Here is a 24664-nt window from a genome sequence, read left to right on the forward strand (position 1 = left end):
TTGGTGGGTATATATTAAGACATAAATGGTAATATTTTCAAAAATTTGAGAAGTCTATGATTTATGAACGGCTGCAATTCGCTCTTAACAGACCTTAGTCTAGTCTGTTTTATCCTTAAACTCACACAAGTCTTCAATCAAACATGATCCGCACTTTGGTTTACGGGCTACGCAGGTATAACGCCCGTGAAGAATAAGCCAGTGGTGGACGTCGACTTTAAACTCTGCGGGGACTACTTTTTCGAGTTTCTTTTCGACCTCAACCACATCTTTGCCCATAGCAAATTTAGTGCGGTTTGAAACTCTGAATATGTGTGTGTCGACAGCGATTGTTGGCCAGCCGAAGGATAATTAAAGTAGATTTGAATGAGCTATCCAATTGTGCCATAAACGGAAGTTTAAATTGCTCAGTGATTTGGCTTACTGAAAACCTAAAGTCGTATAAAAAAGCTCAAGTTATCTATTAGTAAAAAATTAATTTTTACTGATTTCCATTGTTAATAGAAAGCGCTTTACCACAATTATCACACGTCACCGAGCAAGTCATATTTCTATTGTAATTCAATATGACTTTTTTTAGTTCGCTAGCTGAAATACCCATCGACTCAGATAGCTTCTCAATAGCTACTTGTTCTTCGCTAGTAATAATACCGTCCTCTAAAGCTGTAGCAATTTCTCTTTCTAGTAATTGTCTTCTAGTTCTAAGTTCATCGCCAAACTTGGCTGCCAGCATTGCTGCGGGTAAAGCTACAATACCAACTCCTAGTAGCATTATAAAAATAGATATAAATTTTCCTAAGGATGTAACTGGCGTAACATCGCCATAGCCAACGGTAGTCATAGTTACTACAGACCACCATATCGCACTGGGAATACTATCAAACACATCTGGCTGAGCATCATGTTCTACTCCATACATCACGCTTGCTGAGAGTATTACGAGAACGCCCATTATGATAATAGCAGCACCAATACTAGGTAATTCTTTCCTCAAGACATCTATAAATAATCGTAGTCCTTTAAAGTAGTGTGTTAGCTTCAAAAGCCTAAGCATTCTCAGCATTCGTAAATATCGTAAATCTATGGCAAATATGAACGACAAGTAAAAAGGCGCTATTGCTAATAGGTCGATAAGTGATACTGGGCTGAATATGTACTTAATTCTGAATTTGACCGCCCTAGAACAGTCACTTTCTGGGGATTCAACTGAAACCCAAACTCTTGCGAAATACTCTAGCGTAAACACAAAGACAGAAAAGACATTAAAGACGTAAAACTCTGTCTGATAAACAGTTCCTATCGGCTTATAGGACTCAAGAATTATGGCGATCACGTTTAAGATTATTAGTAATACTATGAAGCCGCTAAACATTCTGCTTATCTTTGAACCGTCAAATCCATGTTCAATAATTTCGAATACTTTTTTTCTTATGCTGTGTGTAGTGCCCATAGACTTATCCAATCACTTTTGAGTAAACTTTTGGCATGTAAACCTATGCTCTAGCCTGTTCTTCTTTGGAAAATGTAAGGAAGGCTCTCGTTACAGGAATGGCAATTTGTGAAATTAAGGCCGTTCCCCATAATAAGTTACCTACTAAAGCTGGTACGTAGGGTAAGACCAATAATGTTGCCAAAGCCAAAACAACACCAAACATACGTACCTTTGCGGTAGCAAATCGATGAGCTATGCGTTTTTCGATATTGAATTGAATCCAAAGTAGACACAGTAAATATGAGGCAAGCCCTATACAACCTATTACACCGTATTTAAAAGGGTACGGATCCCAAAATCCTACTTTTACTTCACCAGCCAGCGCAACACCCACCATTACAGCAGATAGCATTAGGAACAAATGCGCTAACCACCAGTTTACAAGTGTCCACTTTTCTTGATTTTTAGGTTTTCCATTTCCTACAAAGTCGAAATAAATCCAGCAGTGAACAAATACAGCGATACCTCCAAACATGAAATTAAATAAGACTTCGGGAGTAACTTTATACACACCTTTTTCGGATAGTGTGATCACGAGCTTAAAGAATCCTTCGCCAACAACAATGAGTAGTAGTAAAGCAAATCTCTCAGACATATGCCCTAATCGAGGTAAAAATCGCTTACACTCTAAAACGCCAATTTTGGGAAGCATATACAGAAGTTGGATCGAAAGTATGGCAAGTGCAAATACCGAAAAATTGTATGGTGCAGGTAGAAAAGCACTTATTGCGAATACGATGGCAAGAACAAAGAAGTTGCGGCTTACTGTACGGGAAAGAACAGTTGCTTCAACACCAAGCCTATTTGTACGGTGATACAAATAGGCGGTAATCATTCTGTTGGCTGAATAGGCAAGGGCAAAATACATCCAGCCTTTATCTAAGACATGCGGAATTGACGCAGCCATCACCATTGCGGTTACAATTTGGCAGGACATGATTAGTCGATGTTTTACGTCTGTGCTGATATACAGCGAGTTAAATACACTAGAGTCTGCCCATGCAAACCACACAGCGATAAATAGCCCAGCAAACGCTAGAAAACCATCCACACTTAAGTGGTCACTTAAAAAGTTTCCAAGTAAGAAAATAATGACCACATGGATCAGATCATAAAATAACTCAACCCAATGCACATGGTCATGCGCATCTTCATGATCTAAGTGGTGCATTGGCAATCGCCACATTGGATGATTTTCTAGTGACATACTATTTATCCGGCTTTTCCCAGCGTAAGGCTTCATAGCATCATCTACTTCTGTATGCGTTAATGCGTTTGTGAAGTTTGAGATCAATTTTGATGCCAGTCCGGTTAATACTTCTAATGCTTGGCGCTTAGTATATCCAGCATTCAAAAAGTCATTTAACTTGTCGTCACCAATATGGCCTCGATTGTCCAATAAGGCTTTTGTGAAATCATGAAGCGCTTGAAGTTTTGCGTCTGGCAGTTTAGTGCCATTTCTCAACGCTTCAATAAGATCATCTGGCATTTTAGATGACTTCATCATCCATGTATGGCCCGGAACACAATAGTGGCAATTATTCTCAAAGTTTGACGTCATAAAAACAACTTGTTGCTCAACCGGGCTAAACGTTGTTTCTTTCATGAAGCTTGTAAAGGTTTGGTTATACGCTTTATATGTTGCTGGAGCTTCAGCTAAAATCTTGTGGAGGTTTGGGATCATCCCAAAGCCAGCTAAAGATTGCTCCATCAATGGTTTCGATTCTTCTGGAGCCGTATCCGGCTCATAGTAAGTAAACATAATTAATAGTCTCTATTTAAATATTGATTGAGTACACGTTCAAAAGTTGCTACTTCTTGCGCACCTGGAAGGGCCTGTTCGCCATTAAAAATAAATAATGGTACGCCATGTATTCCTCTTTGATGCCAGTGCTCTTCGATTAACTTCACTTCCTCACTATAGGAGTTGTTAGCTAATACAGACTGTGCTTGTAGGGAGTTCAAGCCAACCTTTTCTACAATATGGATAAGTTCTGGGTCAGTAAATGTGCCTCTATTGCTGAAAAAACGCTCAAAAAGTGCTTCTGCTAATTGGTTTTGCAAATTACTTTCTTTCGCCCAGTGAAGTAGTTGATGACATTGATGCGTATTAAGCATTTTCATTTCATCAAAGTAGTTAAACCTGAAGCCGACTTTTTTGCCTTCTTCGGTCAACATGGCTCTTGCTCTGATACTACCCTCTAACGTAGTCCCGTATTATTTCGATAAATGCTGTCTTGGGTTTTCACTCTCTTTGGGCATACTGGGGTTAAGCTCGAAGGGGTGCCAGACAATATTAACGTCTAATTTAGTGTTAAAATTGGCTAATGCCGCTTTTAAGCGACCATAGCCAATTACACACCAAGGACAAACCACATCAGAAACAATATCAATGTTAATTTGTGTCTTTGACATCATTATTTCTTTTCAACGATAATTGCAGTGATAGTTGTGTCACCAACATTTTTAACTTGATGTTCCCATTGGTCATGCCACATCACATAAGCATCAGGGATCTCCAACGTTATGTCTTTATCACTTGTTGTTATCGTTGCCTTACCACCTTTCTCGAAATAAACAGTTTCAGCGTTATGTTTATGCCAGTTATCCTGTTCACCCGGTTTAAGCGTCATCTTAAGTACAAAAACTTCGTCGTTATCAAGTAGAAGTTCATATTGACTTGGCGATGCGAGATGAGCAGGTTCAACTTTCTTTTCTTCTGCAAACGCATTGCTAAACAATAGGGCTGATATAACACTAGCCAATAAAACTTTTTTCATAGGAACTCCTATTTATGCATACCGCGAATAGGGTAATTGTTATCAGGATTGCGTATCCATCCTAAGCCGCTTATTAATGACTGAAGTTCTGGTCTTATAAACGGGTTGTTTGAAATATCTGCAACGTGCACTTTACCTTCATTGTTAACGACAAATAGCCCCGGCTCAGCAAATGGATGATCTGTTTCTTCAGGTGATCTAGGGTCTGATATATACAAGCCAAGCTCTTCCATTTGTTTAGTAGTAAGGCCGTAGGCGATAGGGAAACTAACATCAAGTCTTTCCATATGACTTTCTAGTTGTTCTTTACTGTCTCCGGAAACGGCGATCAAATCTACGCCTGTTTGAGCCAGTAAGTTTTTCGCACTTTCTAATTGGTTGAGGTATCGCGTACAAAGAGGACAATGCTGGCCTCTGTAAACAACTACCATTTTCCAATCCAAGCCATTTTCAGGTGTTGATAGCTTCTTTACATCACCATTTAATAACTTTGCTTCAATAGTCGGGAAGTCTGCACCAGCATGCAATTTATTGGTATATTCAATGCTCATTTTAGTCTCCTAAAAATGTTTGTTAATGTGAGTTTCAAAGCGTTTGAAGTCATTTTCTACATCGGCATTTTTCATAACATCGAAACAGGCAAATGTTTCCATTGGTTTCATCCCAAAGAACTTGAAGTTCATATGCATAGGGAACATTAAGTCGTCGATTGATTTGCCATCAAAAAATTCACCTTCATCGTTAAATGCTTCTTCCGGTGCATTAAAAGTAAGAGACATCATATATTTGGTTTTAGTTAACGTGCCACCCATACCATAGTTTTTCTTTGGTGCCTCTTCTGTACGGCCGTCACCAACACATAACGCTCCCCGCATACCAGCGGTATAAACTTCATCCATATACTTCTTAAATGACCAAGGCACACCCATCCAGTTACTGGGCGATTGAAGGAATACAATGTCTGCCCATTGATGGTGTTCTAATTGCTCTTCTACATCGTACTCATCACTCATTGTTACTACGCGAGTGTTATAACCTTTACCCTCAAGCAGTGTTATTGCTTTATCAATTAAGGCTGCATTTAGCTTGCCTTCGGAAAATGGGTAATACTGGTGGGCATTAATAATTAACACGTTCTTCGAATCAGTAGTGCTCATAAAACAACTCCAAATTAAATTTCAGCAAAAATAAATAAGAGAAACATTCTCTAATTCAATCCATATGTGGTATATTTTAGTTATCTGATTTAATTTATCAATTAGTATACTTTTAGTAACCTAATGTTTTTATAAGGAGGATTGATGGAAAGTGTCGTAAAAACAGATAGTAAAGGTAGAAAAAAAGTTTTGAATGCATGCACTGAACCCTGCGCTATTGAAAAAGGCATGCGTTTAATTGGCGGAAAGTGGAAAGGCTCCATTATTTATCACCTTAAAGATGAACCTGTAAGGTTTAATGACCTAACCCGTATGCTTGGCGGTGCCAGCAAAAAAATGGTCGACCAACGCCTAAAGGAACTAGAAAGTGAAGGGATGGTACTCAGAAAAGTGATAAGTGATAGACCTGTTGCTGTAACTTATGAGCTAACCGATTTCGGTAAAACTGCACTGAATATCTTAGATGAACTCAGGATTTGGTCAGAATCCCATCAAATATAGCGATAACTACTTTGAATTATTTAGCTCACCTTTACTTAGCACAACCCAATGCAGATTCTCATTTTGGTAATCTTCTTGGTGATTTTGGTGGTAAAAGGTATGTAAAGCATTTACCAGTCACAGTGCAAAAAGCGTTAGACAATCATTATTTAGTCGATAAATTTACAGATAACCACGCAGCAGTTAAAGAAGCTAAGCGGTATTTTTCTCAAAAACGTAAACGATTCGCGAGTATTGCGATTGATGTAGTATTTGATCACTTTCTTATTCAGCATTGGACTCTTTTTAATAAAGAACCATTGGCAGCTTTTAAACAAAATAGTTATCAACTTTTGAGTAAACGTATTCCTGATATGCCTTGTAGAATGCAAAAAGTTATTAATAATATGACCAAAAATGATTGGTTTAAAGATTATGAAACAATAACAGGTATAGGCGTAGCACTTGACAATATAGCCCAACGTATCCGTTTTACTAATAATTTTTCTGGAGCCATTGAGGATATTGAGTGTCACTATAACGAATTGGAAATGCTATTTTTAGAGTTCTTCCCGCAATTAATCAATCATGTAAATCAAAATGCTATTGAAGGTAATATCGTAAAGAGTATTACTAGACACAACTACATAGCTACTCATATTGTCGATGAATGTTACATTCAACTTCCACTATTCGCTAAAAATCAGACATTTTAATTATTCAGTTTTATCTTTAAACTCACACAAATCTTCAATAATACAGCTGCCACATTTTGGTTTTCGGGCGGTACATACATAACGGCCATGTAGAATCAGCCAGTGGTGAACATCAACTTTGAATTCTTTCGGCACTACTTTTAAAAGCTTATTTTCAACTTCAACGACATTTTTACCCATAGCAAATTTAGTGCGGTTGGATACGCGGTCGATGTGGGTATCTACCGCTATGGTCGGCCAGCCGAAGGCGGTGTTGAGCACTACATTAGCTGTTTTACGGCCAACGCCGGGTAAAGCTTCGAGTGCTTCGCGGTTTTCTGGCACTTCGCCGTTATGTTTATCAACTAATATTTGGCACATTTTATACACGTTGGCGGCTTTTGAGTTAAATAAGCCGATGGTTTTAATATAATCACGCAGTGTGTCGTGGCCAATAGCTAAAATTGCTTGTGGTGTATTGGCAACAGGGAAGAGCTTTCGGGTTGCTTTATTAACACCGACATCGGTGGCTTGCGCTGAGAGTGTAACCGCGACTAACAACTCAAACGGCGAGCTGTATTCAAGCTCGGTTTCGGGATGTGGGTTGTTCTCGCGTAAGCGTACTAAGATTTCATGGCGTTTTTCTTTATTCATTAATTTAAGCTCGTTACACGGGCGCGAGGTGCTTTTTCTGTAGTCGCTACAGGGGCTTGTTTCGCTTTAAGCTGTTGATCAATGATATTTTTTGCCGCAATTAAAAAACCCATACCGATAAAGGCACCAGGTGGCAAAATGGCAAGTAAAAACTGGCTATCAAATTGAAACACTTCAATGCGCAGTACCGTGGCCCATTGGCCAAACAATAAGTGTGCGCCATCAAACAGGGTGCCTTGGCCTAATAACTCACGCATGGCACCAAGCACAACCAATACCAAGGTAAAGCCGAGGCCCATCATAAAACCATCCCATGCTGATAAAATCACGGTGTTTTTGGATGCAAAGGCTTCGGCGCGCCCGATAATGGCGCAATTGGTAACGATGAGTGGAATAAAAATCCCCAGCGATTGATAAAGCGAAAAGGTGTAGGCATTCATCAAAAGTTCAATAATGGTCACAAAGGCAGCGATGATCATGACAAAGACCGGAATACGGATTTCTTTTGGTACGAAGTTTCGCACCATTGAGACGGTAATATTCGAGCCCATCAAAACCAGTAAAGTAGCAAACCCTAAGCCCATGGCATTCGTGATGGTGGCCGTGACGGCTAATAAAGGGCATAAGCCGAGCAGTTGCACGAGCGCAGGGTTATTTTTCCACAAGCCTTGTTCGGTTACATTTTGAAATTCAGCGTTCATTATTGCACTCCCACACAGTCATTTTTAGCATCAAACAGCGCATCAAAATGAGTTTGAGCATACAGATTGGCCGATTTAACACTGTTAACCACAGCTCTTGGGGTAATGGTTGCACCGGTAAATTGGTCGATCACACCGCCATCTTTTTTTACTCTAAAGCGAGGGTCGTCATGTGATTCAACCTTAAGGCCGATGAATGAATGGATCCAATCAGATCGTTCAGGTTCTACTTTATCGCCAAGCCCCGGGGTTTCTTTGTGTTTTAATATTCGCACACCCGCTAAGCTACCATCGCGATAAGTTGTTGAGATAATTTCAATTTTACCGCTGTAGCCATCGGGTGCAGTGCTTTGTACTAACAAAGCAACATTTTGGCCATTTTTACGGGCGCGATACAAGGTATGCACTTGATTTACACCTAATTCATCGGCGGTTATTTGGGTGCAATCAAGATAAAGCTGGTTATCGTACGCGTCATTAGGAATAATTTGTGAGAGGGTATTCATCAGTTTTTTTTGTTCTTGCAACGCGATTTCTTCAGCGGTAGCAAGTTGAACTAAGGTCACAGCGCCCGTAGTCGCTATGGCAAATAAAGTGAGAATGAGCCCATTTTTACGCATCGAAGATAAAATCATGATGATTTCCTATGGCCGTAGGTGCGTGGTTGAGTGTAATGGTCAATCAAAGGTACAGACATGTTGAGTAGCAGTACTGCAAACGCAACAGCATCGGGATACCCACCCACAGTACGAATTAAATAAATCAACAGGCCAATAAAAGCGCCGTAAATTAATCGACCTTTATTTGTTGTGGCCGCACTGACCGGATCGGTTGCTATAAAAAATGCTGCAAACATAGTGGCGCCACTCAGTAAATGAAACACCGGGCCGCCAACTTGGTCGGGTGAAATAAGGTAACCAACAGATGCACAGACTGTAATACTGGCTAAAATCGACACTGGAATATGCCAATTAATGACTCGCGCTTTAATTAAATAAACGCCGCCCATTAAAAAGCCAATATTGACCCATTGCCAACCTAATCCAGCGTATTGACCAAATACGTGATGCTGCATGGATTCTGAAACGGTTAAGCCTTTGCCTAAATCGGTTTTAAGGGTATCGAGCGGGGTCGCCATCGTGATGCCGTCAATGTCCATTTTTAGCTGCGTTAAGCTAAAACCACTTTGGGTGTAACCAGTAAAAATCATGTTCATTTGGTCAGCGAAATTAATCGGGTGCAGTTGCAAGCTTTCAACAGGAAGCCATGAGGTCATTTGTAATGGAAACGATATCAGTAACAAAACATAAGCGGCCATGGCAGGGTTAAATAAATTAAACCCAAGCCCGCCATAGAGCTGTTTTACGATTACGATGGCGAAAAATGTACCGATCACAATCACCCACCATGGCGCTAAAGAAGGAATACTTAATGCCAGTAAAACAGCGGTTAAAATGCCACTGAAGTCTTTAATCACCGGTAGGACTGCGCGTTTTCGCAGCAGCATAACCGCACTTTCACAGGCAATGGCAGTGATCAGTGCAAGCAATAGCTGAATTAATACTGCCGAGCCAAAAAAGTAGCACTGTGCAATTAATCCTGGAATACATGCCAAAATCACCGTGAGCATTAGTGTTGGCAGTGATTTTTGGCTATGACTGTGGGGAGAGCTTAACATATTGAGTTTCATGATTGAGTATCATCCTCTGTTGTACTCTGAATTGCCGGTGTTGCAGCTTGTTGCGCTGCTGCTAGTTTTTTGGCTTTAGCACGGGCGATGGCAGCGGCTACTTTGGCTTTTTTATCGTCTGCATCACTAAGCTCAGGCTGCGGGGTGGCTGCGGCGTCGCTGTCTGTTAAAGAGGGGGGGGCAGCTTTATCAGTTGTTTCTGCGCTTTGATTAGCATCTGATTGTGCTGCAAGTTTTTTAGCTTTAGCACGGGCGATGGCAGCGGCTACTTTGGCTTTTTTATCGTCTGCATCACTAAGCTCAGGCTGCGGGGTGGCTGCGGCGTCGCTGTCTGTTAAAGCGGGTGTTTCAGCTTTATCAGTTGTTTCTGCGCTTTGATTAGCAGCTTGTTGCGCTGTTGCAAGTTTTTTGGCTTTAGCACGGGCAATGGCCGCAGCAACTTTGGCTTTTTTATCGTCAGCATCATTAAGTACTGGTAGCTCGGTAGTTGAGGTATCGCTGTCTGTTAAAGAGCGTGTGACTGCCATATCAGTTTCAGCTGCGCTTTGATTTTCATCCGTTTGCGCTGCGAGTTTTTTGGCTTTAGCACGGGCGATGGCTGCGGCAACTGCTGCTTTTTTATCGTTAGGGGCTACTGTGGGCTCTTGCGAACTTGTACTTTGCTCTGAGGCCAGTTTTTTTGCTTTGGCGCGAGCAATGGCCGCAGCGACTGCTGCTTTTTTATCATTTAAGGCCGGTTCGGATGCCTGAGGTGTGTCATCGCTATTAGGTTGCTCGTTTGCCAATTTTTTTGCTTTGGCACGAGCAATGGCAGCGGCCACGGCTGATTTTTTATCTTCATTGTTTTCGCTGGCCAATGGTGTGGCGGCAGGGTGTGGTTGCTCGGCTGCTTTTTTTTCTTTATAAAGACGAGCGGCTTCTTTACGTTCAGCACGTATTGCTGCCATATCTTGGGTGCTGTCGGCAGACGGCGCAACTGTGTTTTGAGTGCGGGCAAGGGCCGCTTGAATCGCATCTGCAGCGCCATCAGACACTTTAGCCGCAGTGCGTTTACCGCGATTTTGTCGCTCAGCTTGCTCTTTTTCGAGGCGTTGATTTCGAATTTCAAAACGCTCTTTTGCCCGTTCAGCTTTGGCTTTTTCAGCTTTTTGTTCTTTTATTTGCGCTTTAGCGACACGGTAATATTGCACCAGTGGAATTTCGCTTGGGCAAACAAAAGCGCAAGCACCACATTCGATACAATCAAATAAATTGTGTTCTTCGAGTTTGTCGAACTCTTGGCTTTTGGCAAACCATTGTAACTGCTGTGGTAGCAAGGTGGCAGGGCAGGCATCCGCACAGGCACTGCAACGAATACAGGCTTGTTCATCGCCCGAAAACGGTTGCTCCGCTGCGGTTGGCGCTAAAATACAGTTGGTTGTTTTTATAACTGGGACTCTAACCGTTGGTAAGGTAAATCCCATCATTGGGCCGCCCATAATAACCCGTTGTTCTTCTTCGGGTTCAAACCCTCGTTGCAGCAGTAAATCTCGAACCTGAGTGCCAAGTAACACCCAAATATTACCCGGTGATTTTATCGTGTGGCCGGTAATCGTAACGACACGTTCAATCAATGATTTACCGTGCACAACGGCTTGCTCGATGGCAAAAAGGGTGGCCACGTTTTGCACCATAATACCAATATCGGCAGGGAGTTTACCTGAGGGAACTTCAAGACCGGTTAATAATTGGATCAGCTGTTTTTCACCACCTGAGGGGTACTTAGTTGGCACAACTCGAACCAAAATATGGCTGTACGGTTTAGCCGCAGCTTGCATGGCTGCAATTGCTTGTGGCTTGTTATCTTCAATGCCAATCAATACGCGTTCGGGTTTGAGCACTTGGGATAAAATTAAGCAGCCCTGAATAATGGTGGTAGCGTGCTCTTGCATCAGCCGATCATCGGCACTGATATAAGGTTCGCATTCAACACCATTAACAATTAGATAGTCGATTTTTTGTGTAGCTTGCGCTTTAACATAGGTCGCAAAACCCGCACCACCCATACCGCTAATTCCCGCATTGCGAATTTTAGAGATAATCTCATCGTTTGAAAGGCTTTGATAGTTTTCGCATGTTTCAAGCGGGCACCACGTATCGAGGTGATCCGGCGTCAGTACAATGCTCAGCTCAGGCAACGCAGAAGGATGGGCAGAGGGTAAATTAGCAATATTACTGATCACGCCAGATGTTGGGGCATGCACCGGCAAGGCCCAATGCCCTTTAGGCTGCGTTAAGGCTTGGCCTTTTAAAACTTTGTCGCCAATATTGACCAATAAGGTGCCTTGAGCACCAATATGCTGTTTTAATGGAATGGTTAATTCCGCCGGCATTGCTAAACGGTCAATGCGTGTGAGGCTTGATTGCTCTTTATGACCAACAGGGTGAACCCCCCCTGGAATTGACCAAATAGTCCCATTATCGATTTGGGTAAGTAAACTCTCCACTATAACCTCTTAATCAAGCTGGGTAACAGGAATAGCATTAAGCTGCCATTTCCAGTTTTGACTGGTTACTTGAACCGGTAACATATCAATACAATCGACAGGGCATGGCTCTACGCACAAATCACAGCCAGTGCATTCGTCAATTAATACGGTGTGCATTTGACGTGTTGCGCCTATGATGGCGTCAACAGGGCAAGCCTGAATACACTTAGTGCAACCGATACATTCATCTTCACGAATATAAGCCACTTTTTTGATGGGTTCACTTGCTTCGCCACCGGCCAAGGGTTTGGCTTCAACACCCATCAGTTCAGCAAGCTCTTTGACGGTTGACTCGCCGCCTGGCGGACATTTATTAACATCATCGCCATTAGCGATGGCTTCGGCATAAGGGCGACAACCAGGATAGCCACATTGGCCACATTGAGTTTGCGGTAAAATAGCATCGATTTGATCGACAATCGGATCGCCTTCAACCCGAAAGCGGATGGCTGAGTAGCCAAGTACTAAGCCAAAAATAAGTGCTAACAAACCAAGTGCAGCAAGGGCATACAATAAAATCATTAAAACTTAACCAAACCAGTGAAGCCCATAAAGGCCATAGACATTAAACCTGCGGTGATCATGGCAATCGATGCCCCTTTAAAAGGCAAAGGTACATCAGCGGCGCTTAAGCGTTCGCGAAGTGCAGCAAATAAAATAAGCACTAAAGAAAAACCAACTGCAGCACCAAAACCATACACAGCAGATTGTACAAAGTTGTGGTTTTTGTTGACGTTTAGTAACGCCACCCCTAGTACTGCGCAGTTAGTGGTGATCAAAGGTAAAAATATTCCCAGCAGTCTATAAAGAGTGGGGCTGGTTTTTTTCACCACCATTTCAGTGAATTGCACGACTACAGCAATCACCAAAATAAAACTCATGGTACGAAGAAACTCTAAATCAAGCGGAATTAAAATATAATGGCTGACAAGGTAACTACAGACTGACGCTAAGGTTAATACAAACGTGGTGGCCAAAGACATCCCAATGGCCGTTTCTAACTTACCCGATACCCCCATAAAAGGGCAGAGTCCAAGAAATTGCACCAACACAAAATTATTAACCAGCACTGTTGCTATTAAAAGTAACAGGTATTCAGACATGGTTGAGTTCCAGCACATTAAAAAACTGGCTTATTATCCAGTTTTCTTCGCAAATTAACAACTTCCACAGCGGTTTGAGCGGCAATTAATTGAATAGCTATCATTTGTAATTGTCACGAACCCAAAATATCATTGGGCTCGTGTGATAAAAGGAGATTAAATTTCGCGCGGTCGTTCGATGTAATAACCTTGTGCACCATCAAGACAAAGCTGTTCAATAATATACTTTTCTTCTTGGCTTTCAACGCCTTCAGCAAGTACCGTAACACCAATGCGATGAGCAAGGTCGACAATTAAGCGCATAAAGTATTGATTATTTTTATCTTCTTCTAAGCCACGCGTATAACTGGCATCCATCTTAATGAAATCAGGTTTTAAATCGCGGAAAAATTTAAACGAGGTTAAACCCACACCAAAACGTTCAACGGTAATACGCGCACCTACTCGGTGGATCATGTCAATAAAACGCTTACTGGCTTTAATGTTTTGTTGTAGGCCAAATTCACTAATCTCAAAAATGAGCTTGGAAGAAATATTACTGTCTTTTAATAGGCGTCGTTCAAGCCATATCATAAATTGCTCATCGTGAGCACTGCGCGCGGTGATATTAATACCAAAAAATTGACCACCTAAATTCATGGTCTTAATGGAAGTGAGGGCGGCTTCCACAATCATTTTATCGACGTGATAAATTTGCTCTAACTTTTCAGCCATGGCTAAAAATGATGCTGTAGGGAGTATTTGATCTTCAGCGGTTTTAAAGCGCGCTAAAATTTCAGAATACACTTTGGCACTGCGATTGGTTGGTGTAATCGTTTGAATTAATAGCTGTACTCGTGAATTATTAAGCACATCATCAATCACTTCTCGCCAATTTTGATTACCAAAATTAGCGCTAATGTTATCCATTAAATCGCTGTCTTTAAGTACATGCCACGCATTGGTTTGTTTGCTTTGCGCTAAGCTAAGCGCAGTATCAACCTGTGACAACAGCTCGCCTAATGGTTTTGTGGTTGAATAAGATACAATCCCTGAGTTGGCAACCGATGAAAGCTCGGCACTACGTTGATATTCCGTGAATTTAGACTGTAACTCTTGACCGAAACGTTCAGCCTCTTTTAAGGGGATATTAGGAAGTAATACCGCAAAATCAGAACTGTTTAAGCGATAGCAGGTTGCGCCTGCATACGTACCTGTTGCTTTTAAAAGCAGTTGAGCGACTTCTTTAATATATTCATCGCCATGATGATAACCTCGAGTTTGGTTAATAAGCTGTAATTCTGTGCAGCGCACCATAATTAAGCTACCAAATTGATTTTCGCAGCTTTCAACTTGCTCTTCGTAAAACTCAACAAATAAATTACGGTTACCAAGCTCAGTAACAGAATCTTTAAATGCTTGTTGCTTTAACGACAGGGCAGACTGCTCAATTTCGTTTTGTTTTTTACGTAAGTAAGCATTAAGACGCACAATACTTGGAAAAATAGACGACACACTGGTTGCAGCCATCGAACTATCTAGTTGAATGTTTTTGTCGTTCTTTTCAATAAATGAATCAACCATCAAGGACATATTATTACCAATATTTTCTTGAGCACGCTTAATAATGCTTTTGACGCTCAGCATTGGTAAAAAAGATAAAATGAAAATAGCCATTAATAAAACAATAAACTGAGTATGAATTGAGCTGACTTCTTCTTGTAATTTAATCGTAAATTCAAGTTTGATATTCGATTCATTGTTTACAACAAATTGAGGACGAATAAAAGGAGAGTTGTGTTGAATCAGTTTTGCAAACAAAGGCAGGTATTCAAAATCACCTTGAATTGATTCTTGAATTTTACCTTCATTGTCACGAACAATTAAGCTATTTAAATTAAATGTAATTGCAACTTTGCGGCCAAGGGGAGTGTCATCATTGGCTTTATAACTTTTAAGGTAATAGTCGATGGATTTTTGTGCCGCAAGTTGTTGCTGAGATGCAAGCCCTTGTAACTGAGAAAAAAAAGTATAGCTAGCAATGCTAAGGGTTGAAATAAAGAAGAAAATTTGAATCAAGAAAAATCGCGTTAGTCCAGCCATGGTCCGTTTCTTATTATCTAGTTATGAACAGTAAACCAAAATTAGTTTATAGCGTGTTAAATATCTATTTTTTATGGTTTTAAATCTAGAGTAGGAGAGTAAAGGATTACTGAAGGATTGTCTAACAAAAGTTATGATTTGGCTCCCCCTCCCCGACTCGAACGGGGGACCTGCGGATTAACAGTCCGTCGCTCTAACCAACTGAGCTAAGGGGGAACTAAAATAGGGCGTTTACTTAATTTGGCTCCCCCTCCCCGACTCGAACGGGGGACCTGCGGATTAACAGTCCGTCGCTCTAACCAACTGAGCTAAGGGGGAACGAATTAAGTGATGTAGTTGGCTCCCCCTCCCCGACTCGAACGGGGGACCTGCGGATTAACAGTCCGTCGCTCTAACCAACTGAGCTAAGGGGGAACTACATTATGTTTAGAAACTTGGCTCCCCCTCCCCGACTCGAACGGGGGACCTGCGGATTAACAGTCCGTCGCTCTAACCAACTGAGCTAAGGGGGAAGCGTGTGTCTCTCAACGGGGCGAAATATTAATGACAGTGCCCCAAAGTGTCAACAACTAATCTTGTAATAATCCAATAAATGCGTTTGTTCGCTGTTTTTATACGCAATCAGTTTGAAAAGTGACTGTTTTAATTCGTTTTTGAACAAAATTTAAACGCATTAAATTGATGAAAATAGCGTGTTTTGTTGGGTCTTGATTTTAAGTGCGGTTGAACGTTAGTGTTTTGTATGTTCAAGTTTCACCTTTTGGGCATTAAGGGGCGTGAACAGGACGTCGAAGCTTTGCTCGATTTTTACTTAGCCCGCTAGGGTGCAAACCTTGCGCGGCGATTAAACAAATTTCAATCCATAAAGTTCAACACGCCCTAGCCACATAATAGTTTAGCGAGGCTTTTTATTGCCGGTGAGGTGTGCTGCGATCCATTATTCTCGATAAATTTTTAGTTATGCGTGGGTTTGACAGATTATTACGAGCGGTTGAAATAGCTAAAGAGTCTCAATACTTCAAGAACTGACGGTTGTATTTAATTGAAGCGTCTCGCAGCTATAAAGCGAATGATAAATAAGAACACAAAAAGCACAGCGTTTTAATCACTTAGTTGGTGGCTATGCACTCGGTGCTGAATTGCTCATAGTGTCCATTATTGCTTAACTGTTTAAAGTTAACATTTTGGATTGTTCAAATAAGTGACATCAATTGTGTTGGTTGGAATTCATACAGTGCAAATAATCATGTAAAAATAGGTTTTTTTTTGCTTCAAGGGATTTATCTGATGGGTTTATTAGCGCAAGCCTTGTTTGATAAGGATTTGATTTAGTTATCCACGGTTTCTGTGGATAACTCTGTTTATGAAACTTTGAAAAGGTATTTCAAGCCTTTAAAATAGAGCCTTGTAGCGAGATCAAGATTTATTTTGTTTTTATTTTATTGTTTTTTATCAACAAGTTAAATAAGTCAATTTATTTAATTTTAAAAGTTTTGATAATTACTGCGAACAGAGATTGACCAAAGTCAATTGTGCAAAAATAAAACATCTCCAAAGAGAGTTGTTACTAACATGTAAAATATAATGTGTTTTTGTATGCACTTTTTATAGCTTAAGATCTTTTTGTGGGTGTTATTAGAGAGCTGAGATTTGTTTTGTTCACATTTATCTTTGTTTTTAGTTTATTTCGGTGCTTTTTCGACATTTAGATAGAAGCAGGCTGAGGGATGTTTTAGAATAGATGCCCCTGAAAATAGGCGTCAGTATGCAAAAGAATTCATCTAATAAAATCGATTTACTCGCAGATCCTATTCCTGCAACGCTTAAGAAAATGACAGTCCCTATGCTTATTGGCATGGTCACGCTTATGTTGTTTAACTTAGTTGATACATTTTTTGTTAGTTTACTGGGTACTGATCCGCTAGCTGCAATTAGTTTTACTTTTCCTGTTACATTTACCGTGATTAGTCTTGCGATTGGCTTGAGCATTGGGACGTCTGCTGTGATTGCAAAAGCTTTGGGGTCAGGTGATTTGGCACAAGCGCGCTATGATGGTGTGGTGGCGCTGATTGTATCGGCTTGTTTTGTGGCTATACTCGCATTTTTAGGCTACCTCTGCATTGATTATATTTTTGCTTTGCTCGGTGCAAGCGATTCTTTAATGCCGTACATTCATGATTATATGGCTGTATGGTTTATTGGTAGTGTGATTTTAATTACACCCATGATAGGTAATGCGGTACTGCGTGCCAGTGGTGATACTAAAACCCCAAGCATTATTATGGGGTTTGCGGGCATAGTGAATGCGATTTTAGATCCGATGCTGATTTTTGGTTTTGGGCCAATACCAGCGATGGGTATTAAAGGGGCTGCGGTTGCCAGTGTGATTGCATGGAGCTCTGCGGTGGTGCTTATCTTGTATATTTTAATCAAGAAAAAGCAATTACTCAGTTTAGATGCAGGGCAACAAACCTTTATTCGTGCAGCACGAAAAATTCTTAAAATTGGTGTGCCTGCGGCCAGTGCAAATATGCTTACACCGATTGCCATGGCGGTGATGACGGCGATGGTAGCAAAGCACGGTGATACTGCGGTTGCAGCCTTTGGTGTTGGTAGTCGCATTGAATCAATTGCCTGTTTGGTTGTGTTGGCACTGTCGATGACGTTACCGCCGTTTGTGAGTCAAAACTTTGGTGCAGGCAAAATCGAACGTGTTGAAGAAGCGTATAAAACTGCATTAAAGTTTATTTTAGGCTGGCAGCTCGGTATTTATTTAGTCTTAGTCGCTACCTCGTTTTGGTTAAGCCGTGCGTTTGCATCAGACCCACATGTTATTGAAGTGATACAGCTTTTTATGTGGATATTGCCTCTGGGTTACGGTATTCAGGGGATTATTATTTTATCTAACTCCTCGTTTAATGCCTTGCACTTACCCATGAATGCTTTGTTCTTGAGCATTGTGCGGCTGTTTATTTTCTATTTGCCATTTGCTTATGTCGGCAATGCCATTGCAGGGTTAGAAGGGCTGTTTATTGGTGCGGTGCTTGGTAATGTGTTTACCGCAGCGATTGCCTATTATTGGTTTACTCAATCGTTAGTGAAGGTTCATAAACAGAATAAAAAACAAGAGTGTACAGTATGAGTGATGTCTTTCGTTTACAGTCTGATTTTCAGCCAAGTGGCGACCAACCCACCGCAATTAAACAATTGTGTGAAGGGCTTGAAGCGGGTTTAGCTCATCAAACCTTATTAGGTGCAACAGGCACAGGTAAAACCTTCACTATGGCCAATATTATTCATAATTTGAATCGGCCCACTATTATTATGGCGCACAATAAAACGTTGGCGGCGCAGCTTTATGGTGAAATGAAAGAGTTTTTTCCGGACAACTGCGTTGAATATTTTGTGTCTTATTATGACTACTATCAGCCCGAAGCGTATGTTGTTGCCAGTGATACTTTTATTGAAAAAGATGCCTCAATCAACGAGCACATAGAGCAAATGCGTTTATCGGCCACTAAGGCATTACTTGAGCGTAGAGATGTAATTATTGTGGCGTCGGTGTCGGCTATTTATGGTTTGGGCGACCCTGATTCATACATGAAAATGATGCTATTGCTTAAAGTAGGTGAGAAGGTTGATCAGCGCGACATGCTGCGCCGTTTATCGGAATTACAATACACTCGTAATGATATTGATTTTCAGCGTGCAACGTATCGGGTGCGCGGTGAAGTAGTGGATATTTTTCCTGCAGAATCTGAAACCTATGCGATTCGCGTCGAGATGTTTGATGATGAAATTGAGCGCTTGAGTATTTTTGACCCACTGACAGGTTCGGTTGAAAAGCACATTGTTCGTGCCACTATTTATCCTAAATCTCATTACGTTACCCCGCGAGAAACGATTTTAAAAGCCACTGAAGAAATCAAAGCAGAGCTTAAACAACACCGAGAATTTTTACTTAAACACAATAAACTAGTTGAAGAGCAACGTGTAACTCAGCGTACACAGTACGACATCGAAATGATGGTTGAGCTTGGTTATTGTTCGGGCGTTGAAAACTACAGCCGTTATTTATCGGGTCGCGCACCGGGTGAGCCACCCCCGACTTTATTAGATTATTTACCTGACGATAGTTTAATGATCATCGATGAATCTCATGTTACCGTGTCGCAAATTGGTGCCATGTATAAAGGCGATAGAAGCCGTAAAGAAAACTTAGTGGAATATGGCTTTCGGATGCCCTCTGCAATGGATAACCGTCCGCTTAAATTTGATGAATTTGAAGCCATTGCACCGCAAACTATTTATGTATCGGCCACCCCTGGGGAATATGAGATTACGCGTTCGTGCGGCGAAGTTGCTGAGCAAGTTATTCGACCAACAGGGTTACTTGATCCTGAAATTGAAGTGCGCCCTGTTGCAACCCAAGTGGATGATTTGTTATCTGAAATTTACAAACGGGTTGAATTAAAAGAGCGGGTCTTAGTGACCACACTAACAAAACGGATGTCGGAAGATTTAACCGATTATTTGGCTGAACATGGCGTTAAAGTGCGTTATTTGCATTCCGATATAGATACCGTTGAGCGCATTGAAATTATTCGCGATTTACGTTTAGGTGTGTTTGATGTCTTGGTGGGTATTAACTTGTTACGAGAAGGCCTCGACATGCCTGAAGTATCGTTAGTGGCTATTTTAGATGCTGATAAAGAAGGCTTTTTACGCTCAACACGCTCGTTAATTCAAACCATTGGTCGTGCAGCGCGCCATTTAAGTGGTAAAGCTATTTTATATGGCGACAAAATCACAAAATCAATGGCGGCTGCAATTGAGGAAACCGAACGCCGACGCGAAATTCAGCATGCTTATAATGTAAAACACGGCAAAGTCCCCATGGCGTTACAGAAAAAAGTAACGGATATTATGGATGTCGGCACTACGGTCACATCAGAGCAAATGACCGCTGTTAATGATGCAAACACTGCGGTTTTATCTGCAGGGCAGATTGCTGAAAAAATTAAGAAATTAGAAAGCCAAATGATGCAACATGCTCGTGAACTAGAGTTTGAAAAAGCTGCTCAAGTACGAGATCAAATCCAACACTTACAACATAGTTTAATTAATGCCTAATTTAGATTTTACCCCACTATTAGCTGCCTTAAAGGCAGCCCCGATTTCGAACCAAGAACTGGTACGTGTTTTTCACGGTCGTGGTCACTCGTTTGCAACTCTTGAGCACTTAAACTTAGACTTTTATCCTCCTCATTTATTTTTAGTGGGCTATGAGGCGTTAGCCGCAGATGATTTGCAGGCTTTGACAACCCACGTTGCTGAGATTATTGCAAGTGATTGGCCAAACGAAATTAAGGGGTTTATTTATCAAGACCGTTCGGTGCAACCAGTACAGTCTCAGGTTTTGATTGGCACCGATCCGGGTTCATTTGTGATTGAAGAGCTTGGCATTAAATACCACGTTGAATTAACTCGCAGCCAAAATACCGGGATTTTCCCTGATATGCGGGTAGGACGTGATTTTGTGATGCGCCATGCACGTGATGCCAAAGTACTGAATTTGTTTTCGTACACCTGCGGTTTTTCACTTGCTGCCATGCAAGGGGGGGCTTACACCGTGGTAAATATGGACATGAACAAAGGGGTGTTAAAAGTTGGGCAAAATAATCATCGTTTAAATCAATTTGATAAAAACGTCAGTTATTTTCCGCACGATATTTTAAAGTCATTTGGTAAGTTAAAAAAACTTGCGCCATTTGATTTGCTTATTATAGACCCGCCTAGTTTTCAAAAAGGTAGCTTTGTATTAACTAAAGATTATCAAAAAATTATTCGTCGCTTACCAGAATTAATGGCAGCTGAGAGCGTTGTATTATTGTGTGCCAATAGCCCAGAGTTAAGCGAGCCAGCCTTTAAAGCCTTAATTGCAGCTCATTGTGATGAGCAACTTGATTTTGTTGAGCGCTTAGCGCCAGCCCCAGGTTTTATTGAGGTTGACAGCGATCGCAGTTTAAAAGTTTTAGTTTATAAAAAAGTATGAAAATCGTCTGTAACATTACAGACGATTAATCTCATCTTTTAGCGAATAATTTTTGTCTGTCACTATGGTCTCAAGTGCTGCAACGCGGCGTTTGAGATCGGTGATTGTTTGTTGTAACTCTTGGGTTTGTGCGTCACTTGAGAGGTTATGTTTAAGCGTTTTTTCTTTAAATTCAAGGTGTTTTTTATACATATCGTACATCACACCAAATCCTACCGAAATAAATACAATTAATACCACCATGGTTGTGCCGTTCATTTTTATGCTCCTTTGTTGTTAAATCTCTTATCCAAAACTGAGGTTAAATACTGTATTTATACAATGTGCTTTGGCCATTGAAGTATCTGTAAAAAATCGCCGTTCGCCAAGTGACAAACGTCATCATTTATCTGGTCAGTTACAAGCAGGGTAGGTCGATAAGGCAGTCTGTGCAATCTCGGCGAGCTGCTGCTGTGTAGTTGCATCTATTTCGATTGATGCGGATGGCTCAAGTGTTACTTGTTGGTCATCGGTAATAATGTAATAAAACACTAAAGCAGTTAAAAAGCTACCGAGTAATTGGGCATGGTTACCATCAGGTCGATACAGTTGCAGTTGAGGATATTGGCTGAGCGCGTATTGCCATGCCAAAGGAATTGGGGCGATGCAGCTTGGGTTTTGCTGACTGATCTTTTGGTGCAGCTGATAAACTCGGGTGCCTTCATCAGGGTTTCCTTGTTGCGCATGCTCAGGAAATAAAATTGGCGTCGCACTGATGTTTTTAGCCTGTTCAATCCAATATAAAGCCCCATCGATTGGATAATCGACGCTACCTGAGACGGAATATTTTTGTGCTTGTAATATGACATGCGTCCAAGGCTCTTGTTTTATCAGCAGATTACTTTGTGCGTCGGTGACTCGCTCATCTAGATACAGTGCTTTGCTGGCTCGCGTATAACTGACCGTTTTTTGTGGGTAATTAGAGGTGATAAGTGTACTGATCAGCCCACCTAAATCATTCGATGCCACATGGCTGTTACCAAATAGCAAAATTAAATAATGATTGTCGCTACTGTTATTAGGGATGGGTGTTTGAGAAGCGGTTGGAATATCAATAATCGGTGCAGCGGCTGTTTTTTCTTGGCTATTACAGCCCAAGAGCAATAAACTGATGCAGAAAAAAGTATGTTTAAGCATGTGACTTCTCCATTTTAGAGGGAATTACCATACTTAATTTGGTACAAAAAAGAAACCCTGCAAAAGCAGGGTTGGGTAGCTGTGAAATTAAGCTTCGTAGGGCAGTGGATCAACGACATCATTTAGACGAAATGCTTCTAAACGCTCTTGGCAGGCACCACATTTACCACAGGCTTTTTCGCGACCGTTATAACAAGTCCAGGTATGGCTGTAATCTAAACCCATTTTTAAACCATCGGTTAAGATATCAATTTTGGTATTATTTAAATAGGGGCTAACGATTTCAACGGCATCGTAGTTAGCAATTTTGCACACGTCACTCATTTTTTGTACAAACTCAGGGCGACAATCTGGGTAAATTGCGTGATCACCCGAATGGGCACCGTAATACACTTGGCTTGCTTTGAGTGATACCGCATAGCCGACCGCTAACGATAATAAAATCATATTACGGTTTGGCACTATGGTGCTTTTCATGCTTTCTTCTTGATAATGCCCCTCTGGTACATCGATATCATCAGTCAGTGAAGAGCCACCAATGAGTTGATTAATAGCAGAAATATCAACAATTTTATGAGGGACATTGAGGGCCTGACAGACCTGTGCCGCAACTTTTAATTCTTTAACATGACGTTGGCCATAATCAAATGATAACGCATAGACCTCGTGGCCTTCAGAGATGGCTTTATTAAGCACGGTGAAAGAATCCATTCCTCCGGAATAAATTACAACAACTTTTTGCGGCATATTTGTCTCGCTCTCAGTATAATAGAGGTTTTTGTCAGGGCGCGATATACTACACGTTAGCCGACAAAATAACAATTTTCGCGCTTTATTTTGTTTTATTGACGCAGTATTGGCAGTTGTTTCAGGCTGCTTAAATTAATAGGAAATCTTTTTTGTATAAAATTAATGAGATATTTGAAACCATCCAAGGTGAAGCCAGCTTTACTGGGATGCCGTCTATTTTTGTACGTTTACAAGGCTGCCCGGTTGGTTGTGCTTGGTGTGATACCAAACAAACTTGGGAAACCTCAGATACTTATAAAGTTGATTTACAAAAAACGGTAGAGAAAAAAGCCGACTCAGAGCTTTGGGCTGATGTTACTGTGGCCCAGTTGTTAGCGTTATTTGTTGAAAAAGGCTATCAGGCGAAGCATATCGTCATTACCGGTGGTGAGCCTTGCATGTATGATTTAGTGCCTTTATGTGAAGGGTTACATGCAGCAGGTTATGGCACTCAGGTTGAAACTAGCGGCACATTTGAAATTAAAGTCCCTAATGAAACGTGGGTGACGGTATCACCAAAAATTAATATGCGTGGCGGGTATGCGGTATTAAAAAGTGCAATGCAACGTGCAAACGAAATTAAGCACCCAATCGCCATGCAGCGCCATGTTGATGAGCTTGAGCAATTAATGGCAGAATGTGGTGTGACACCAAAACTAATTTACTTACAACCAATTAGCCAAAAAGCGAAAGCAACCCAATTGGCGATTGAAGTATGTAAAGCTAAAAATTGGCGCTTATCGGTGCAAGTACATAAGTATTTAGGGATAAATTAACCTGTTTATCTGCTTTAAACTAAAAAACGCTCACTTGAGCGTTTTTTGTTGTTGAATAAAAACGTAAGCAGCTATCTAGGGTCTTGACTGTGCGCTTCTTTTTCTTCAGCCAGTTCATCTTTTAGCTTTCTGATTTTTAACCCTAACTCTTGACCGCGATGGCGTGAATAATACGTACAGCCAATAAACATGGCGCTAGCAAAAAGCAGTTCAAGCAATACAAAGAGAAGTTCTTCAGGGCTCACCCATAGTAAAGTAAAACCGTGAATAAAATAAATCATTACGATAAAATTAGCCCAAGCATAGGTGTAGGTTTTATCTTCAATAATACCTTTAAGTGGCAGTAATAAAGGTAAAATATACATCACAAAAACAAAGCCATTACTGAGGTTTTCTCTTGGCGAAAATACAAACATCCATAACGGCATTAAAATAAGAAGACCTGCATAACCAAACAAGGCCAGACGCTGAAACTTTTGGGTAATACTTTTCTTTTCTATCATGAT

General features: G+C 41.0%; 23 protein-coding genes, 4 tRNA genes and 2 pseudogenes. 6 read left to right on the top strand and 23 right to left on the bottom strand.

The window, feature by feature from the left end; genetic code table 11:
* Positions 1-99: 99 nt before the first annotated feature.
* The 7 genes and pseudogenes from AC3KZC_RS05850 to AC3KZC_RS05880 all read right to left on the bottom strand — a co-directional run.
* A pseudogene (locus AC3KZC_RS05850) lies at positions 100-348 on the bottom strand (iron-sulfur binding domain-containing protein); the annotation flags it as partial.
* 133 nt (positions 349-481) lie between these two features.
* Positions 482-1450, bottom strand: coding sequence for an ion transporter (locus AC3KZC_RS05855; RefSeq protein WP_490580369.1), 969 nt, complete (start codon positions 1448-1450; stop codon positions 482-484).
* 43 nt (positions 1451-1493) lie between these two features.
* A complete protein-coding gene (locus tag AC3KZC_RS05860; RefSeq protein WP_490580368.1) occupies positions 1494-3254 on the bottom strand; it encodes a low temperature requirement protein A in 1761 nt (586 codons plus the stop codon).
* A 2-nt stretch (positions 3255-3256) separates the two neighbouring features.
* Positions 3257-3910: pseudogene (locus AC3KZC_RS05865) on the bottom strand (DsbA family oxidoreductase).
* Positions 3910-4272 carry a cupin domain-containing protein gene (locus AC3KZC_RS05870; RefSeq protein ID WP_490580367.1) on the bottom strand — a complete coding sequence of 121 codons (363 nt, stop codon included), beginning with the start codon at positions 4270-4272 and terminating at the stop codon, positions 3910-3912. Before AC3KZC_RS05870 ends, AC3KZC_RS05865 begins: the two are co-directional and overlap by 1 nt.
* 8 nt (positions 4273-4280) lie before the next feature.
* The gene (locus tag AC3KZC_RS05875) at positions 4281-4823 is read right to left on the bottom strand and encodes a peroxiredoxin-like family protein (protein ID WP_490580366.1); all 543 of its coding nucleotides are present in this window, start codon (positions 4821-4823) and stop codon (positions 4281-4283) included.
* A 9-nt stretch (positions 4824-4832) separates the two neighbouring features.
* On the bottom strand, positions 4833-5429 hold the full coding sequence (locus AC3KZC_RS05880) for an NAD(P)H-dependent oxidoreductase (protein WP_490580365.1): 597 nt from the start codon (positions 5427-5429) through the stop codon (positions 4833-4835).
* 144 nt (positions 5430-5573) lie between these two features.
* Here AC3KZC_RS05880 and AC3KZC_RS05885 point away from each other — a divergent pair, with 144 nt between their 5' ends.
* On the top strand, positions 5574-5930 hold the full coding sequence (locus tag AC3KZC_RS05885) for a winged helix-turn-helix transcriptional regulator (protein WP_085286222.1): 357 nt from the start codon (positions 5574-5576) through the stop codon (positions 5928-5930).
* A gap of 11 nt (positions 5931-5941) precedes the next feature.
* Entirely contained in the window at positions 5942-6625 is a 684-nt protein-coding gene (locus AC3KZC_RS05890; protein WP_490580364.1) for an acyl carrier protein phosphodiesterase, read from the top strand.
* Here AC3KZC_RS05890 and nth read toward each other — a convergent pair whose 3' ends face one another.
* The 12 genes from nth to AC3KZC_RS05950 form a co-directional block, all read right to left on the bottom strand.
* Positions 6626-7258, bottom strand: coding sequence for an endonuclease III (gene nth / locus AC3KZC_RS05895; protein ID WP_490580363.1), 633 nt, complete (start codon positions 7256-7258; stop codon positions 6626-6628).
* The gene (locus tag AC3KZC_RS05900; protein WP_490580362.1) at positions 7258-7959 is read right to left on the bottom strand and encodes an electron transport complex subunit E; all 702 of its coding nucleotides are present in this window, start codon (positions 7957-7959) and stop codon (positions 7258-7260) included. Before AC3KZC_RS05900 ends, nth begins: the two co-directional genes overlap by 1 nt.
* A complete protein-coding gene (gene rsxG, locus AC3KZC_RS05905; RefSeq protein ID WP_490580361.1) occupies positions 7959-8594 on the bottom strand; it encodes an electron transport complex subunit RsxG in 636 nt (211 codons plus the stop codon). The genes AC3KZC_RS05900 and rsxG overlap by 1 nt, the downstream gene beginning before the upstream one ends.
* On the bottom strand, positions 8591-9649 hold the full coding sequence (gene rsxD, locus AC3KZC_RS05910) for an electron transport complex subunit RsxD (RefSeq protein ID WP_490580360.1): 1059 nt from the start codon (positions 9647-9649) through the stop codon (positions 8591-8593). The genes rsxG and rsxD overlap by 4 nt, the downstream gene beginning before the upstream one ends.
* A complete protein-coding gene (gene rsxC / locus AC3KZC_RS05915) occupies positions 9646-12135 on the bottom strand; it encodes an electron transport complex subunit RsxC (RefSeq protein ID WP_518525915.1) in 2490 nt (829 codons plus the stop codon). The genes rsxD and rsxC overlap by 4 nt, the downstream gene beginning before the upstream one ends.
* Before the next feature lie 9 nt (positions 12136-12144).
* A complete protein-coding gene (gene rsxB / locus AC3KZC_RS05920; protein WP_490580358.1) occupies positions 12145-12699 on the bottom strand; it encodes an electron transport complex subunit RsxB in 555 nt (184 codons plus the stop codon).
* Positions 12699-13280, bottom strand: a complete 582-nt coding sequence (gene rsxA / locus AC3KZC_RS05925; protein ID WP_490580357.1) for an electron transport complex subunit RsxA — start codon at positions 13278-13280, stop codon at positions 12699-12701. The genes rsxB and rsxA overlap by 1 nt, the downstream gene beginning before the upstream one ends.
* Before the next feature lie 156 nt (positions 13281-13436).
* On the bottom strand, positions 13437-15362 hold the full coding sequence (locus tag AC3KZC_RS05930) for an EAL domain-containing protein (RefSeq protein ID WP_490580356.1): 1926 nt from the start codon (positions 15360-15362) through the stop codon (positions 13437-13439).
* 139 nt (positions 15363-15501) lie between these two features.
* Positions 15502-15578: transfer RNA gene (locus AC3KZC_RS05935), tRNA-Asn, on the bottom strand.
* 25 nt (positions 15579-15603) lie between these two features.
* Positions 15604-15680: transfer RNA gene (locus AC3KZC_RS05940), tRNA-Asn, on the bottom strand.
* A gap of 19 nt (positions 15681-15699) precedes the next feature.
* A tRNA-Asn gene (locus AC3KZC_RS05945) sits at positions 15700-15776 on the bottom strand.
* Positions 15777-15797: 21 nt separating this feature from the next.
* Positions 15798-15874, bottom strand: a tRNA-Asn gene (locus AC3KZC_RS05950).
* 1253 nt (positions 15875-17127) lie between these two features.
* On the opposite strand from AC3KZC_RS05950, the gene AC3KZC_RS05955 reads away from it, so the two are divergent.
* From AC3KZC_RS05955 to AC3KZC_RS05965, 3 genes are read left to right on the top strand one after another with little or no spacing between them, the layout of a single operon-like run.
* Complete coding sequence (locus AC3KZC_RS05955) at positions 17128-18504, top strand: MATE family efflux transporter (protein WP_490579933.1); 1377 nt, start codon at positions 17128-17130, stop codon at positions 18502-18504.
* Positions 18501-20495: an excinuclease ABC subunit UvrB gene (gene uvrB, locus AC3KZC_RS05960; protein WP_490579932.1), complete on the top strand. Its 1995-nt coding sequence runs from the start codon at positions 18501-18503 to the stop codon at positions 20493-20495. The genes AC3KZC_RS05955 and uvrB overlap by 4 nt, the downstream gene beginning before the upstream one ends.
* Entirely contained in the window at positions 20488-21417 is a 930-nt protein-coding gene (locus tag AC3KZC_RS05965; RefSeq protein WP_490579931.1) for a class I SAM-dependent methyltransferase, read from the top strand. The genes uvrB and AC3KZC_RS05965 overlap by 8 nt, the downstream gene beginning before the upstream one ends.
* A 15-nt stretch (positions 21418-21432) precedes the next feature.
* Here the strand turns inward: AC3KZC_RS05965 and AC3KZC_RS05970 are convergent, their stop codons facing one another.
* From AC3KZC_RS05970 to queC, 3 genes are all read right to left on the bottom strand, one after another.
* Positions 21433-21675, bottom strand: coding sequence for a hypothetical protein (locus tag AC3KZC_RS05970; RefSeq protein ID WP_490579930.1), 243 nt, complete (start codon positions 21673-21675; stop codon positions 21433-21435).
* 135 nt (positions 21676-21810) lie between these two features.
* Positions 21811-22593: a hypothetical protein gene (locus AC3KZC_RS05975; RefSeq protein WP_490579929.1), complete on the bottom strand. Its 783-nt coding sequence runs from the start codon at positions 22591-22593 to the stop codon at positions 21811-21813.
* An 87-nt stretch (positions 22594-22680) separates the two neighbouring features.
* Positions 22681-23340 (bottom strand): 7-cyano-7-deazaguanine synthase QueC, encoded by a 660-nt coding sequence (queC, locus tag AC3KZC_RS05980; protein ID WP_040644113.1) that lies wholly within the window; start codon positions 23338-23340, stop codon positions 22681-22683.
* 152 nt (positions 23341-23492) lie between these two features.
* On the opposite strand from queC, the gene queE reads away from it, so the two are divergent.
* Complete coding sequence (gene queE, locus AC3KZC_RS05985) at positions 23493-24158, top strand: 7-carboxy-7-deazaguanine synthase QueE (RefSeq protein WP_490579928.1); 666 nt, start codon at positions 23493-23495, stop codon at positions 24156-24158.
* Between the two features lie 71 nt (positions 24159-24229).
* On the opposite strand, the gene AC3KZC_RS05990 is transcribed toward queE, so the two are convergent.
* A complete protein-coding gene (locus AC3KZC_RS05990; protein ID WP_490579927.1) occupies positions 24230-24661 on the bottom strand; it encodes a DUF2069 domain-containing protein in 432 nt (143 codons plus the stop codon).
* Positions 24662-24664 lie beyond the last annotated feature (3 nt).

It is taken from the genome of Pseudoalteromonas sp. J2K-J031 (genome assembly GCF_058197095.2).

What these genes read in the sequence shown, in the direction of transcription:
- AC3KZC_RS05855 (WP_490580369.1), bottom strand. Translation starts at nt 1,450, where the DNA reads ATGGGCACTACACACAGCATAAGAAAAAAAGTATTCGAAATTATTGAA.
- AC3KZC_RS05860 (WP_490580368.1), bottom strand. Translation starts at nt 3,254, where the DNA reads ATGTTTACTTACTATGAGCCGGATACGGCTCCAGAAGAATCGAAACCA.
- AC3KZC_RS05870 (WP_490580367.1), bottom strand. Translation starts at nt 4,272, where the DNA reads ATGAAAAAAGTTTTATTGGCTAGTGTTATATCAGCCCTATTGTTTAGC.
- AC3KZC_RS05875 (WP_490580366.1), bottom strand. Translation starts at nt 4,823, where the DNA reads ATGAGCATTGAATATACCAATAAATTGCATGCTGGTGCAGACTTCCCG.
- AC3KZC_RS05880 (WP_490580365.1), bottom strand. Translation starts at nt 5,429, where the DNA reads ATGAGCACTACTGATTCGAAGAACGTGTTAATTATTAATGCCCACCAG.
- AC3KZC_RS05885 (WP_085286222.1), top strand. Translation starts at nt 5,574, where the DNA reads ATGGAAAGTGTCGTAAAAACAGATAGTAAAGGTAGAAAAAAAGTTTTG.
- nth (WP_490580363.1), bottom strand. Translation starts at nt 7,258, where the DNA reads ATGAATAAAGAAAAACGCCATGAAATCTTAGTACGCTTACGCGAGAAC.
- AC3KZC_RS05900 (WP_490580362.1), bottom strand. Translation starts at nt 7,959, where the DNA reads ATGAACGCTGAATTTCAAAATGTAACCGAACAAGGCTTGTGGAAAAAT.
- rsxG (WP_490580361.1), bottom strand. Translation starts at nt 8,594, where the DNA reads ATGATTTTATCTTCGATGCGTAAAAATGGGCTCATTCTCACTTTATTT.
- rsxD (WP_490580360.1), bottom strand. Translation starts at nt 9,649, where the DNA reads ATGAAACTCAATATGTTAAGCTCTCCCCACAGTCATAGCCAAAAATCA.
- rsxB (WP_490580358.1), bottom strand. Translation starts at nt 12,699, where the DNA reads ATGATTTTATTGTATGCCCTTGCTGCACTTGGTTTGTTAGCACTTATT.
- rsxA (WP_490580357.1), bottom strand. Translation starts at nt 13,280, where the DNA reads ATGTCTGAATACCTGTTACTTTTAATAGCAACAGTGCTGGTTAATAAT.
- AC3KZC_RS05930 (WP_490580356.1), bottom strand. Translation starts at nt 15,362, where the DNA reads ATGGCTGGACTAACGCGATTTTTCTTGATTCAAATTTTCTTCTTTATT.
- AC3KZC_RS05955 (WP_490579933.1), top strand. Translation starts at nt 17,128, where the DNA reads ATGCAAAAGAATTCATCTAATAAAATCGATTTACTCGCAGATCCTATT.
- uvrB (WP_490579932.1), top strand. Translation starts at nt 18,501, where the DNA reads ATGAGTGATGTCTTTCGTTTACAGTCTGATTTTCAGCCAAGTGGCGAC.
- AC3KZC_RS05965 (WP_490579931.1), top strand. Translation starts at nt 20,488, where the DNA reads ATGCCTAATTTAGATTTTACCCCACTATTAGCTGCCTTAAAGGCAGCC.
- AC3KZC_RS05970 (WP_490579930.1), bottom strand. Translation starts at nt 21,675, where the DNA reads ATGAACGGCACAACCATGGTGGTATTAATTGTATTTATTTCGGTAGGA.
- AC3KZC_RS05975 (WP_490579929.1), bottom strand. Translation starts at nt 22,593, where the DNA reads ATGCTTAAACATACTTTTTTCTGCATCAGTTTATTGCTCTTGGGCTGT.
- queC (WP_040644113.1), bottom strand. Translation starts at nt 23,340, where the DNA reads ATGCCGCAAAAAGTTGTTGTAATTTATTCCGGAGGAATGGATTCTTTC.
- AC3KZC_RS05990 (WP_490579927.1), bottom strand. Translation starts at nt 24,661, where the DNA reads ATGATAGAAAAGAAAAGTATTACCCAAAAGTTTCAGCGTCTGGCCTTG.